The sequence below is a fragment of the Arthrobacter cupressi genome, assembly GCF_900099975.1.
In the GTDB taxonomy this organism is placed as follows: domain Bacteria; phylum Actinomycetota; class Actinomycetes; order Actinomycetales; family Micrococcaceae; genus Arthrobacter; species Arthrobacter cupressi.
In genome coordinates, this window is record NZ_FNEI01000021.1 from 15,937 (window position 1) to 29,698 (window position 13,762).

A 13,762-nucleotide genomic window follows, 5' to 3' on the forward strand; every position below is an offset into this window, starting at 1 on the left:
GCCCATTGTGTCCTACAGTGGAAGTTGTCATGGTGGCGCCCGCCTTGGCTCCTCACGCAGGAGCAGGCAGCAATGGGCGGCACCCGCAAGGAACGAAGGGATTCCCACATGGCCCGGATTGGCGAGAGCACGGATCTGCTGAAGTGTTCTTTCTGTGGAAAGAGCCAGAAGCAGGTGCGGAAGCTGATCGCCGGGCCCGGCGTCTACATTTGCGACGAGTGCATTGAACTCTGCAACGAGATCATCGAAGAAGAACTCGCCGAAGTGTCGGATCTGGGTAGCTTCGAGTTGCCCAAGCCCCGGGAAATTTTCGACTTTCTGCAGGAATACGTCATCGGGCAGGAACCTGCCAAGCGCTCCCTTGCGGTCGCCGTCTACAACCATTACAAGCGTATCCAGGCAGGCCACGCTCCCAAGGGCGGCCTCGGCGAGGGCGGCCACCACGAGGACGTGGAAATCGCCAAGTCCAACATCCTCCTGATCGGTCCCACGGGCTGCGGCAAGACGTATCTCGCCCAGACCCTCGCCCGCCGGCTGAACGTTCCTTTCGCCGTCGCCGATGCCACCGCCCTGACTGAAGCCGGCTACGTCGGCGAGGATGTCGAGAACATCCTGCTCAAGCTCATCCAGGCCGCGGACTACGACGTCAAGAAGGCTGAACAGGGCATCATCTACATCGACGAGATCGACAAGATCTCTCGCAAGAGCGAAAACCCCTCCATCACGCGGGATGTGTCCGGCGAGGGCGTGCAGCAGGCCCTCCTGAAGATTCTCGAAGGCACCGTGGCATCGGTGCCGCCGCAGGGCGGGCGCAAGCATCCGCACCAGGAATTCATCCAGATCGACACCACCAATGTGCTCTTCATCGTGGCCGGCGCGTTCGCCGGCCTCGAGGAGATCATCGGTTCCCGCTCCGGACGCAAGGGCATCGGCTTCGGCGCTCCGCTGAACGAGGTCAAGGAAAACGTCGACAGCTACGGCGACGTCATGCCCGAGGACCTGCTCAAGTTCGGCCTCATTCCCGAATTCATCGGCCGCCTGCCGGTCATCACCACGGTCTCCAACCTTGACCGGCCGGCACTGATCCAGATCCTCTCCAAGCCGAAGAACGCCCTGATCAAGCAGTACCAGAAGATGTTCCAGCTGGACGGCGTGGAACTGCTGTTCGACGACGAAGCGCTGGATGCCATCGCGGACCAGGCCTTGGAGCGGGGCACCGGAGCCCGCGGCCTGCGCGCCATCATGGAGGAAGTGCTGCTTCCGGTCATGTTCGATCTTCCCAGCCGGGACGACATCGCCAGCGTGGTCATCACTGCCGACGCCGTCGCCAAGAAGGCACCGCCCACCATGATCGCCCACGAAGTGGTGGCTAAGCGGCGGAACAAATCCGCCTGACCGCTTTCCCGTTTCCCATCCAAGGAGTATCCCTGTGCCTGAAACCGTCAACAAGGTCGATTTCTGGTTCGATCCGATCTGCCCCTTCGCCTGGGTGACTTCGCGCTGGATCGGGGAGGTCGAGGCAGTGCGTGACATCGAAGCCAGCTGGAACGTCATGAGCCTTTCCGTCCTGAACCATGGCCGGGACCTCCCCGCGGACTACCGCGCCATGATGGATGACTCCTGGGGACCGGTGCGCGTGATCATCGCGGCGAAGGAACTGCACGGCAGCGAGTTCATCAAGCCCCTCTACGACGCCATGGGCGAAGAATTCCATCACGAAGGAAACAAGGACCGCGCCGCTGTCATCGAGAAGGCGCTGGCCCAGACCGGCCTGCCCGCCGACCTGGCCCGTTTCGCGGACAGCGACGAGTACGACGAGCAGCTGCGCAGCAGCCACGAGGCCGGGATCTCGCTGGTGGGCCAGGACGTCGGCACCCCGGTGGTGTCGGTGAACGGCGCTGCCTTCTTCGGCCCGGTGCTGACCCGCATTCCGCGCGGCGAGGAAGCCGGCCGGATCTGGGACGCCTCGGTGACCCTGGCCGGGTACCCGCATTTCTTTGAGCTCAAGCGCAGCCGCACGGAAAGCCCCGAGTTCAACTAGTCTCCCTGGCGGACCCACTCCTACTTCAGGAAACGGGAAGTCCTGCGGTCCGCGAGGATCTTCCCATTCGTCTGGCAGCCGGGGCAGTACTGCAGGGCGGTGTCCGCGAAGGAGACCTCCCGGACGGTGTCCCCGCACACCGGGCACTGCTGACCCGTGCGCCCGTGCACCCTCATGGTGGTCCGCTTGCTGTCCTTGAGCTCTCCCGGTGCTTTCCCGACGGCGGACTCCACGGCCTGGCCCAATATCCCGCCGATGGCGGCGAACAAGCGGTCCCGGCTGTCGCCGTCGAGCGTTTTCGCGATGGCGAACGGCGAGATCCTGGCCGCGTGCAGGATCTCATCGCTGTAGGCGTTGCCGATGCCGGCGACCACGGACTGGCTGCGGAGCAGCCCCTTGATCTGCTGGGCCGCCGAGAGAATGCCGTCGAAGACCTCCCTCGTGAATTCCGGGGCGAGCGGATCGGGTCCGAGGGACGCGATGCCGGCGACCTCCTGCGGATCACGGACGACGTACACGGCAAGGCTTTTCTTGCTGCCGGCCTCCGTGAGGTCGAAACCCATCAGGAAGCCGCCGCCGTCGGAAGACTCTGTGCGCCGGGCCGAAAATGCGAGGCGCGCCGCGATCGGACCCGCGCCGGGGCGGAGCGGGGCCGGGGAAGGATCTTCCGTAAAGCGCAGCCAGCCGGCCTTGGCCAGGTGGAAGACGAAATGGACGCCGTCCAGGTCGAGGCACAGGAACTTGCCGAAGCGCCGCACACCGTCCACGGTCCGGCCCTCCAGAACCGCGTACGGCGGGTCGGCGGTCTTCAGGACCGCGAAGGAGGTGATCTGGACCTTGGCCAGGACGGTTCCCCGCAGTTTCGCGTCGAGGAAGGCGCGCAGCCCCGCGACCTCTGGAAGTTCCGGCATGGCTTTACTGTGCCACACAGCGGGCCTGCTGCGCAGACCTGCAGGCATGATCCCGGCACGCTCAAAACAGGGCAGCGGAATTACAGGCTAGTAGTTCTGCCCGGGGCCTTGCGCTGCCCCCGGGGCGGGTCAAGAATAGTACTTACCCACTTCGAAAGAAGAGGGACGCGGAAACCAAAGATTCAGTGATATGCATCTGACGCAGCCTTCGGCAAAGTCAGAAGCAAGCTACCGGTGATGAGGTAGGAAGACCTGAAACTCCAAGGATTCCGCCAGACTGTCAAGACATCACCAGACAGCCGAAAGTCGAAGCCCCACCAACGGCAAAACGCTGATGGGGCTTCCCCTTTGCCCAAAACTTGCCCAAGAACCTTTAGGGCCCGGAACGTCCAGCCCCCGGAAACTTCCCTGCGGAAGTGTCCGGGGGCCGTTCCGTTTTCCTAGCTCTGTGCGTCCTCCGCGGGTGCCAGGACGACGTCGCTGACCGTCAGCTCGCCGTCGGCGGCCACCAGCGAAACCTCCCGGGCGTTCGCCGCAGCTTTCAGGTCACCCAGCCCGGCCTTCAGCTGAGCCACGAAGGACTCGTTCGCCGAAATCGCCGCGGACAGCACCTCGGTGCGCTGCTTGACCTTTGCCTCGGACTTGGCCTTGCGGATGCCGCTCAGGGCCAGGCCCACGGTGCCCAGCATGCCGGTGTCGCCGTCGGCGATCTCCAACGGAGCCGGCCACGCGGCGCGGTGCACCGAACCGGCGCGCCACCAGCTCCAGACCTCTTCGGTGGCGAAGGGCAGGAACGGGGCGAACAGGCGGAGCAGGGAGTCCAGCGTGGTCGCCAGCGCGGCGAGCACCGAGGCCTGTTCGGCTTCGCCGGCGGCACCGTAGGCGCGGTCCTTGATCAGCTCGACGTAGTCGTCGGTGAACTGCCAGAAGAACGTTTCCGCGATCTGCAGGGCACGTGCGTGGTCGTAGCTTTCGAAGGCCTTGGTGGCCTGCGCGACGACGTCGGCCAGCTGGGCGAGCAGGGCACGGTCCAGCGGGTTGCTGAGAACGGACAGGTCACCGGACAGCACGGAGTTCTCCGTGGCGCCCAGGTTGAGCACGAACTTCGAGGCGTTGAGCAGCTTGATGGCCAGGCGGCGGCCGATCTTCATCTGCGCGATCTCGTAGGCAGTGTCCGCACCGAGCTTCGCCGAGGCAGCCCAGTAGCGCACTGCGTCGGAGCCGAACTCGTTGAGCACGTCGGTGGGAACCACCACGTTTCCCTTGGACTTGGACATCTTCTTGCGGTCCGGGTCCAGGATCCAGCCCGAAATCGCCGCGTGCTTCCACGGGGCGACGGCCTGCAGCGCGTCGGCACGCACGGCCGAGGAGAACAGCCAGGTGCGGATGATGTCGTGGCCCTGCGGGCGCAGGTCGAAGGGGAAGACCTTGCCGAAGAGTTCTTCGTCGCGGCTCCACCCACCCACGATCTGCGGGGTCAGCGAGGACGTGGCCCAGGTGTCCAGGACGTCGGCGTCGCCGGTGAAGCCGCCGGGCTGTTCGCGCTGCGATTCTTCGTAGCCCGGGGCAGCGTCGGCTGCCGGATCCACCGGGAGCATGTCGTCCGAAGGCAGGATCGGGTTCTCGTAATCCGGGTTGCCCTCGGCATCCAGCGGGTACCAGACCGGGATCGGCACGCCGAAGAAGCGCTGGCGGGAGACCAACCAGTCGCCGTTCAGGCCTTCGATCCAGTTCTCGTACCGTGAGCGCATGAAGGCCGGGTGGAAGTCGATGTCGCGGCCGCGGCCGATCAGGCGTTCGCGGCGGTCTTCGTCGCGGCCGCCGTTGCGGATGTACCACTGGCGGGAGGTGACCACTTCGAGGGGCTTGTCGCCCTTCTCGAAGAAGTTCACCGGGTGCATGATCTTTTTCGGCTCGCCGTCGAGCAGGCCGGCGGCGCCGAGCTGTTCCACCACGGCTTCCTTGGCGCTGAACACCGTCTTGCCGGCGATCGCGGCGTAGGCCTCGCGGCCGGCGTCGGTGGTGATCCACTCGGGTGTGTCGCCCACGATACGGCCGTCGCGGCCGACGATCGCGCGGGTGGGCAGCTGCAGCTCGCGCCACCAGGTGACGTCGGTGAGGTCACCGAAGGTGCAGACCATGGCGATGCCGGAACCCTTGTCCGCCTTGGCGAGCGGGTGGGCCTTGACCTCCACCTCGACCCCGAACAGCGGGGACGTGACGGTCTTGCCGAACAGCGGCTGGTAGCGCTCGTCGTCGGGGTTCGCCACCAGGGCGGCACAGGCGGCCAGCAGTTCGGGGCGGGTGGTCTCGATGAAGATCTTCTCGCCGTCGGCGGTGAAGAAGGGGTAGCGGTAGTAGGCGCCGGGCATTTCCCGGTCCTCCAGCTCGGCCTGTGCGACGGCGGTGCGGAACGTCACGTCCCACAGGGTCGGGGCCTCGGCCATGTACGCGTCTCCGGAGGAGAGGTTGGCCAGGAAGGCCCGCTGGGAGACGGCGCGGGAGGTGTCGTCGATGGTCCGGTAGGTCAGGTTCCAGTCCACGGAGAGGCCCAGGGTCTGGAATAGGTTCTCGAAGACCTTCTCATCCTCCACCGCGAGTTCTTCGCAGAGTTCTATGAAGTTACGGCGGGAAATCACATCGAAGTCGCGCTGGTTCTTCGCAGGCGCTGCCGGCGGTCGGTAGTCGGCGTTGTAGGGGATGGCCGGATCGCAGCGCACACCGTAGTAGTTCTGGACGCGGCGCTCGGTGGGGAGGCCGTTGTCGTCCCAGCCCATGGGGTAAAAGACGTTCTTGCCGCGCATGCGCTGGTAGCGGGCCACGACGTCGGTGTGGGTGAACGAGAACATATGGCCCACGTGGAGGGAGCCCGACGCGGTGGGCGGGGGAGTGTCGATCGAGTAGACCGCCTCCCGGGTGGTGTCCGGGTTGAACTTGTACGTGCCGTCCTGGAGCCAGCGCTGCGTGAGGGCCGTTTCCAGGCCTTCCAGGGCCGGCTTGTCCGGAACGTTGATGGGGGTGGGAGCGGGCGTGTCTGTACCCTGCGTTGATTCAGCCATGGGCCAATTGTTTCATGGTCTTTCAGCCACTTTCGGCAGTAGCATCCGCCTATGGCGGATCAGCCCACGCAATTGGTGACCAAACGCATCTATGACGAACCCTCCGACGACGACGGCTGCCGGGTTCTCGTGGACCGCTTATGGCCGCGCGGGGTCAGTAAGGAAAGCGCCGGCCTTGACCTTTGGCTCAAGGAGATCGCACCCTCGCCGCCCCTGCGCACGGAGTTTGCCCACATGCAGGAGCGCTTCGCCGATTTCCGGAAAGCCTACCTGGCCGAACTGGAACAGAACCCGGCCGTGGACACCCTCCTGGACCTGGCCGGGAAGCATTCGAGGGTGACCCTGCTGTACGCGGCCCGGGACGCCGACGTCAACCATGCCCGGGTGTTGCTGGAGTTCCTGGCCCCGCTCCTGAAGCGCAGCCGTCGTGGAAGGAAAGAACACTGAGCGGGCCCCGATACAGTGGTGGCATGACTGAGGGAATCCAGGGCGCAGCGAAGATCCAGCCGGCAACGAAGACCGCCGTCGTCACCGGGGCGAGCACGGGCATCGGGGAAGCGACAGTGCGGGCCTTGGCCGCCGACGGCTGGAAGGTCTACGCCGTCGCGCGGCGCGCGGACCGTCTCTCCGCGCTCGCCGAGGACACCGGTGCCGTCGCCGTCCCGGCGGACATCAGCAAGGACGAGGACGTCGACATCCTGCTCCGGCTCGTCGAGCGCCACGGTGGGGCGGACACGCTGATCAACATCGCCGGTGGAGCGCGCGGAGCGGACACCCTGGCCAACGCCAAGACGGATGACTGGGACTGGATGTACCAGGTCAATGTGTTGGGCACCATGAAGATGATCCGCGCCTTCCTGCCGATGCTCCGCAGCAATGGCGAAGGCACCGTCCTTAACCTGACGTCCACCGCCGGCCTGGCGGTTTACGAAGGCGGTGGCGGCTACAACGCGGCCAAGTATGCCCAGCACGCGCTCACGGGCGCACTGCGCCTGGAGGAGGCGGAAAACAACGTGCGCGTCATCGAGGTCGCCCCCGGCCTGGTGCACACCGAGGAATTCGCCCTCAACCGCCTCGGCAGCGCCGAGGCCGCAGCGAAGGTGTACGCCGGCGTCGAGAAGCCCCTGACCGCGGAGGACGTGGCCGAAGTGGTTCGCTACGCAGTATCGGTGCCGCACCACATCAACCTGGACCACATCACCATCCGCCCCGTGGCGCAGGCCGCCAACCACAAGCTGATCCGCAAGGGCTGAGGACCCACACGGCTAGCCGCCGGCAGGCACCGCGAGGAGCGCGATGACAGCGGCGTGGTCGCTGCCAGGAACCCGGTGGACCGAATAGCCGGAACTGCCGATGTCCGCGCCGGTGACGATATGGTCCAGGACCACGCCCGGCAGATTCATGCCTTCCATGGGCCAGGTGGGAAGCAGCCGGCTGTTGTTCGCAATCCCCGCATCCACCAACTTTGATCCGTCCGGCCGGGTGCCGGAGACCCCGTCCAGGAGTTCCTGGAACTCGCGATGGTCGTAGCTCGCATTGAAGTCGCCCATGAGCACGCGGTGTCCTGGCCGAGCCCCTACGCGCCCCACTGCCGCAAGGTCATGCCGCCACTGGGCGATCCTCGAATCGACCGGCGGAAGCGTGTGCACGTTGGTCAGCTCGAAGCTCGCGGACAGGCCGCCGGACGTCGCCGTGACCCGGACTGTCGGCATGTGGAACGGCGTGTCCGGAATCAGGCCCACCGCCTCCAACGGGAACGCGGAGTACACGGCGCTGCCGGCGGCGTCGTCCGTCGGACTGCTGATCCGGTGCGGGAGCAACTGCCCGACGCCGGCCCGGGCAAGTTCCAGCTCAAAGGATGCCGAATGCTCCTGGACCGCCAGCAGTTGCACACGGTTCTCCCGCACGAGCCGGACTACCTCATCGGCATCAGCCTGTCCGTACTCGGAGTTCAGGCTCATCACCGGCAGCACCACCGAATCAGCTGTCGACGCCGCAGGCCTGCCGAAATCCAGCGGGAACAGCCAGAACACCTGAGCCAGCAGCAGGGCAGAAGCCGCCACCGCCAGCCAGCGGCGCCGGCTGAACACCGACAGCCCGGCCGCCATGGCTGCCGGAAGCGCTACCCAGGGCATGAACGCCAGCATCTGGACCGCCGTCGTCGGCCATTCCACCGGAAGAGCCCGCAGCAGCGACATCACCGCCACCGGCACCACCAGAAGAAGGGTAACGATCAGGACGGTCAGGCGCCGGGAGCGCGGCTTGCGGACAGCGGTGAGGGTCATGAACCCGAGTCTAGGCACGCGCCGTTCCGGTCACCTCATACCGAGGGCGGAAGCTCCGGGTGGAGGGCAGCCTCCGGCTGCCGCTAGACTTGGGAGACAAGCATCGACCCGGCCATCACCGGTGAGCTTCCGGAAGAACACCCGGCCCCAGAACCCTCTGGCGGCCAGGCCAGTAGAACCGGACGGGTAAGCCCGTCACAGCAGCAATGAGCGGCCGACGCCGGTCCCTCCGCAGGAGGGCGGGTGCCGGTAAGTGAGGTGGTACCGCGGTACCGGTGCAGCGCAAGCGGCACGGGCGCCGTCCTCGCATCCTGACAGACCAACAGTCCCACCAGCTCACCCAGGATTCGAGATGACCTTTTATCCCAAGGCCGCAACGGCCTCTTCCGGCGACGGCTCGGCCGCCGGTGTTTCCGCTTCCGTGAAGTTCCCGGAAATCGAAGAGCGCATCCTCAAGTACTGGGATGAGGACGGGACCTTCCAGGCCAGCATCGACCAGCGCGACGCCGGCACGGACGGCAGCAACGAGTTCGTCTTCTACGACGGCCCGCCCTTCGCCAACGGCCTGCCGCACTACGGCCACCTCCTCACCGGCTACGCCAAGGACCTGGTGGGCCGCTACCAGACCCAGCGCGGCAAGCGCGTGGAGCGCCGCTTCGGCTGGGACACCCACGGCCTGCCCGCCGAGCTGGAAGCGATGAAGCAGTTGGGCATGACGGACAAGACGCAGATCGAAGCCATGGGCATCGACAAGTTCAACGACGCGTGCCGCGCCTCCGTCATGAAGTACGCCAACGAGTGGAAGGCCTACGTCACCCGACAGGCCCGCTGGGTGGATTTCGACAACGACTACAAGACCCTCAACGTCGAGTACATGGAATCGGTGCTCTGGGCCTTCAAGCAGCTGCACGAAAAGGGCCTCACCTACAACGGCTACCGCGTGCTTCCGTACTGCTGGAAGGACGAGACTCCTCTGTCCAACCATGAGCTGCGCATGGATGACGACGTCTACAAGAACCGGCAGGATCAGACCGTCACGGTCACCTTCCCGGTCAAGGCGGGGGAGTCCGAACTCTCCCAGGCGCTCGAAGGCGTGCAGGCGCTCGCCTGGACCACCACGCCCTGGACGCTGCCCACCAACCTGGCGCTCGCCGTCGGGCCGGAGATCTCCTACGCCGTCGTGCCGGCTGGTCCCAACGGCGTGAAGGCCGCGTCCTCGGAGGCTCCGGTGACCGGCCGCTTCCTGCTGGCCGCTGACCTGCTGGGGGCGTACGCCAAGGACCTCGGGTACGACGACGCCGCTGCCGCCACCGCCGCGGTCGAGGCCAGCTACACCGGCGCCGAGCTCGCCGGGCTTGAATACGAGCCGCTGTGGGGCGACTTCGCCGACGCCGAAAAGTACGGCACGCAGAACGCCTGGCGCATCCTCGTTGCCGACTACGTGACCACCAGCGACGGTACCGGTATCGTCCACCAGGCCCCGGCCTATGGTGAAGACGACCAGAAGGTCTGTGAAGACGCCGGCATCCCTGTGGTGCTTTCCGTGGACGAAGGCGCCAAGTTCCTGCCGCTGTTCTCGCACGGCAAGCTGGCGGAAATTGTGGGTCTGCAGGTCTTCGACGCCAACAAGCCCATCACCCAAGTGCTGCGCGCCGGCGGTCGCTTGGTCCGACAGGCCAGCTACGAGCACAGCTACCCGCACTGCTGGCGCTGCCGCAACCCGCTGATCTACCGCGCCGTGTCTTCCTGGTACGTGGAGGTCACCAAGTTCAAGGACCGGATGTCCGAGCTGAACCAGGAGATCAACTGGATCCCCGGGAACGTCAAGGACGGCCAGTTCGGCAAGTGGCTGGAAAACGCCCGCGACTGGTCCATCAGCCGCAACCGCTACTGGGGCTCGCCCATCCCGGTGTGGCAGTCCGACGATCCCGAGTACCCGCGCACCGACGTCTACGGTTCACTCGCCGACCTTGAGGCGGACTTCGGACGCCTGCCGGTGAACAACGAGGGCGAGGTGGACCTGCACCGCCCGTTCATCGACGAGCTGACGCGCCCGAACCCGGACGACCCCACCGGCAAGTCCACCATGCGCCGCGTGGAGGACGTGCTGGACGTCTGGTTCGACTCCGGTTCCATGCCGTACGGCCAGGTGCATTACCCGTTCGAGAACGGCGACTGGTTCGACACGCACAACCCTGCCGACTTCATCGTGGAGTACATCGGGCAGACTCGCGGCTGGTTCTACATGCTGCACATCCTCTCCACCGCGCTGTTCGACCGACCGGCCTTCCGCAACGTCATCAGCCACGGCATCGTGCTCGGCTCGGACGGGCAGAAAATGTCCAAATCCCTGCGCAACTACCCGGACGTCTCCGAAGTCCTGGACCGTGACGGCTCCGACGCCATGCGCTGGTTCCTGATGTCCAGCCCCATCCTGCGCGGCGGCAACCTGATCGTCACCGAACAGGGCATCCGCGACGGCGTCCGCCAGGTGATCCTGCCCCTGTGGAACGTGTACAGCTTCTTCACCCTGTACACCAACGCCGCGAACGGCGGCGCCGGCTACGACGCGAAGCTGCGCTACGACGGCTACGCCGAGGAACTGGACCAGTACCTGCTGGCCAACACCGGCGACCTGGTGCGCTCGGTGACGGAGAACCTCGACAACTACGACATTTCCGGTGCCTGCGACGAGCTGCGCAGCTACCTGGACATGCTCACCAACTGGTACGTACGCCGTAGCCGCCAGCGCTTCTTCGACGAAAACACCGACGCCTTCGACGCTCTGTACACGGCGCTCGAGGCCGTGTGCCGGGTGGCAGCCTCCCTGTTGCCGCTGGTCACGGAGGAGATCTGGCGCGGCCTCACCGGCGGCCGCTCGGTGCACCTGGCCGACTGGCCGGACGCCTCGCTCTTCCCCGCCAAGCCGGAGCTCGTCGCCGCCATGGACCGTGTGCAGCAGATCTGCTCCACCGGCTCGTCGCTGCGCAAGGCCGCCAAGCTGCGTGTCCGCCTGCCGCTGCGGGAACTCACTGTCGTGGCACCGGGTGCGGACGCGCTGGAAGGCTTCGCCGCCGTCGTCGCCGATGAACTGAACCTGCGTTCGGTCCGCCTCCTCGACGCCGCCGAGGCGTCCCCGGAGGAGTTCGGCATCGAGCAGAAGCTCGTGGTCAACGCCCGGGCCGCCGGCCCGCGCCTGGGCAAGAACGTCCAGCAGGCCATCAAGGGCTCCAAGTCCGGCGACTGGTCGGTCAGCGACGCCGGCGTAGTGACGGCGGGCGGGCTTGAGCTTGAGCCGCAGGAATACACCCTGGAGACGGTAGTGGCGGAATCGGCCGACGGCGGTTCGGCCTCCGTGGCGATGCTGCCCGGCGGCGGTTTCGTGGTGCTGAACACCGAGGTCACCCCCGAACTGGAGGCCGAAGGCCTGGCCCGCGACATGGTCCGCGCCATCCAGCAGGCCCGCAAGGACGCCGGACTGAACGTCAGCGACCGGATCCGCACCACCGTGCAGGCCAGCCAGGACGTGCTGGACGCCCTGGAGGCCAATGCCGACCTGGTGAAGGGCGAAACCCTCTCCCTCGAACTGGAAACCGTGCCTGCCGCCGCTTCCGCGGAACCGGCAGTGACTGTAGCGAAGGTGGACGCATGAGCGACGAATTCTCCGTGGAAAGCGTCTATGCCGAACTCCTGGGCCGTGCCCCGGAGAACAAGATGGAACCGCGGCTGGCGCCGCTGTTCCGCGCCATGGATGTGCTGGGCGAGCCCAACAAGGCGTACCCGATCATCCACATCACCGGAACCAACGGCAAGACCTCCACGGCCCGCATGATTGAACGCGGGCTCATCGCCCACGGCCTCAGCACCGGCCGCTACACCAGCCCGCACCTGTCCAAGGTGACCGAGCGCATCAGCCTCAACGGCGAACCCGTGGACGACGCCACCTTCGTGCGGATCTGGGACGAGATCCGGCCGTACCTGGAGATCGTGGACAAGGAACTCGAGACGGAGGGCCAGCCCCGGCTGACCTACTTCGAGTGCCTGACGATCCTGGGCTTCGCCGTCTTCGCCGACCAGCCCGTGGACGTGGCGGTGTTCGAAGTGGGCCTGGGCGGCATCACCGACGCCACCAACGTGGGCGACGGCCAGGTTTCCGTGGTGACACCGATTTCGCTGGACCACACCGATCTGCTGGGTGAAACGACGGCGGACATCGCCTACGAGAAGTCCGGCATAATCAAGCCCGGCGGCTTCCTCGTCAGCGCCGCCCAGCCGGTGGACGCCGCCCAGGTGCTCCTGGACAAGGCCCGCGAGCTGGACGTGCCGTTCCGTTTCGAAGGCGTGGAGTTCGGCGTCGAATCCCGCAGTGTCGCCGTCGGCGGCCAGGTGCTGACGATCCATGGCCTCGCCGGCCGCTACGAGGACATCCTGCTGCCGCTGCACGGCGCGCACCAGGCTGAGAACGCCGCCGTCGCAATTGCGGCTCTGGAGGCGTTCTTCGGCGGGGGAGAGAAGGAGCTCGACGGCGAGGTGCTGCGTGAGGCGTTCGGCAACGTCACCTCGCCGGGCCGCCTCGAAGTGGTGCGCACCGCGCCGACCATCATCGTGGACGCCGGCCACAACCCGGACGGCATCCGGGTCTCCGCCGAGGCCATCCACGAGGCGTTCAACTTCAGCAAGCTCGTCGTCGTGATCGGTGTGCTGCGGGAAAAGGACGCAGAGGAAATCCTGCGCCAGCTCAAGGAATCCCTGGGCGACCTCGCCGAGGAGTTCTGCTTCACGCAATCGAACTCGCCCCGCGCCATCCCTGCCGCGGAACTCGCCGAGCTCGCCGTGGACCTGGGCTTCGGCGAAGAGAACGTGCACATCGCCGAGCAGTTGGACGATGCCATCGAATGGGCCGTCGAACGCTCCGAGGCCAATGACGACCTGGCCGGCGGCGTCCTCATCACCGGCTCGATCACGGTAGTGGCCGAGGCCCGCATCCTCCTGGGAAAGGCCGGTGCCTGAGATGGCGAAGCTGAGCAAGGCCCAGCGCGAATGGCGCCCCGGCATGCCGAAAAAGCGGCGCTCCACGAAAGTCATGTTCGCCTCCACCGTGCTGCTGCTTGAAGCCTTCGTGGCGTTCTTCGCCACCCTCGCGGTGTTCGGGCTCAAGCGCGGCGAGGTGCCCCCGGTGCTGATCCTGGGCTTCGGCATCGCCCTGAGCGTCGTGCTGGTGCTCGCGTGCGCCGTGCTCCGCAAGCCCTGGGGGATCGGACTCGGCTGGGCCCTGCAGATCGTGCTGATCCTCACCGGATTCGCCGAGCCCATGATGTTCATCGTCGGCGTGCTGTTCGCGGCGTGCTGGTGGTACGGCATCCGTGCCGGCATGCGTATCGACCGCGAGAACGCCCAGCGCGACCGGGAGCAGGCGGCATGGGAGGCCGAGCACGGCGCGGACGGCGGGCAGCCTGCCTAGGCCTG

10 protein-coding genes are annotated in these 13,762 nt (G+C 66.3%); 7 read left to right on the forward strand and 3 right to left on the reverse strand.

Translation table 11 applies throughout. The features are described 5' to 3' along the window. Positions 1-108 precede the first annotated feature (108 nt). Together clpX and BLP88_RS17645 are read left to right on the forward strand one after the other, a co-directional pair. Positions 109-1,395 (forward strand): ATP-dependent Clp protease ATP-binding subunit ClpX, encoded by a 1,287-nt coding sequence (clpX, locus tag BLP88_RS17640; RefSeq protein ID WP_074591420.1) that lies wholly within the window; start codon positions 109-111, stop codon positions 1,393-1,395. Between the two features lie 34 nt (positions 1,396-1,429). Then, the gene (locus BLP88_RS17645; RefSeq protein WP_074591381.1) at positions 1,430-2,041 is read left to right on the forward strand and encodes a mycothiol-dependent nitroreductase Rv2466c family protein; all 612 of its coding nucleotides are present in this window, start codon (positions 1,430-1,432) and stop codon (positions 2,039-2,041) included. 20 nt (positions 2,042-2,061) lie between these two features. Here the strand turns inward: BLP88_RS17645 and BLP88_RS17650 are convergent, their stop codons facing one another. Further along, complete coding sequence (locus BLP88_RS17650) at positions 2,062-2,952, reverse strand: DNA-formamidopyrimidine glycosylase family protein (RefSeq protein ID WP_074591383.1); 891 nt, start codon at positions 2,950-2,952, stop codon at positions 2,062-2,064. A 440-nt stretch (positions 2,953-3,392) separates the two neighbouring features. Further along, positions 3,393-6,011, reverse strand: coding sequence for a valine--tRNA ligase (gene valS / locus BLP88_RS17655; protein ID WP_074591384.1), 2,619 nt, complete (start codon positions 6,009-6,011; stop codon positions 3,393-3,395). 51 nt (positions 6,012-6,062) lie between these two features. Here valS and BLP88_RS17660 point away from each other — a divergent pair, with 51 nt between their 5' ends. Together BLP88_RS17660 and BLP88_RS17665 are read left to right on the forward strand one after the other, a co-directional pair. Continuing rightward, positions 6,063-6,458, forward strand: a complete 396-nt coding sequence (locus BLP88_RS17660; protein ID WP_074591386.1) for a DUF488 domain-containing protein — start codon at positions 6,063-6,065, stop codon at positions 6,456-6,458. 23 nt (positions 6,459-6,481) lie between these two features. After that, a complete protein-coding gene (locus BLP88_RS17665; protein ID WP_074591388.1) occupies positions 6,482-7,264 on the forward strand; it encodes an SDR family oxidoreductase in 783 nt (260 codons plus the stop codon). Between the two features lie 12 nt (positions 7,265-7,276). Here the strand turns inward: BLP88_RS17665 and BLP88_RS17670 are convergent, their stop codons facing one another. Further along, the gene (locus tag BLP88_RS17670; protein ID WP_074591390.1) at positions 7,277-8,296 is read right to left on the reverse strand and encodes an endonuclease/exonuclease/phosphatase family protein; all 1,020 of its coding nucleotides are present in this window, start codon (positions 8,294-8,296) and stop codon (positions 7,277-7,279) included. Between the two features lie 352 nt (positions 8,297-8,648). Between BLP88_RS17670 and ileS the strand changes: the two genes are divergently transcribed. The 3 genes from ileS to BLP88_RS17685 are packed head-to-tail and all read left to right on the forward strand — an operon-like array spanning position 8,649 to position 13,757. Beyond that, entirely contained in the window at positions 8,649-11,948 is a 3,300-nt protein-coding gene (gene ileS / locus BLP88_RS17675) for an isoleucine--tRNA ligase (RefSeq protein ID WP_074591392.1), read from the forward strand. Further along, positions 11,945-13,306, forward strand: coding sequence for a bifunctional folylpolyglutamate synthase/dihydrofolate synthase (locus tag BLP88_RS17680; protein WP_074591393.1), 1,362 nt, complete (start codon positions 11,945-11,947; stop codon positions 13,304-13,306). The genes ileS and BLP88_RS17680 overlap by 4 nt, the downstream gene beginning before the upstream one ends. Before the next feature lies 1 nt (position 13,307). Continuing rightward, positions 13,308-13,757 carry a DUF4233 domain-containing protein gene (locus BLP88_RS17685; protein ID WP_074591395.1) on the forward strand — a complete coding sequence of 150 codons (450 nt, stop codon included), beginning with the start codon at positions 13,308-13,310 and terminating at the stop codon, positions 13,755-13,757. Positions 13,758-13,762 lie beyond the last annotated feature (5 nt).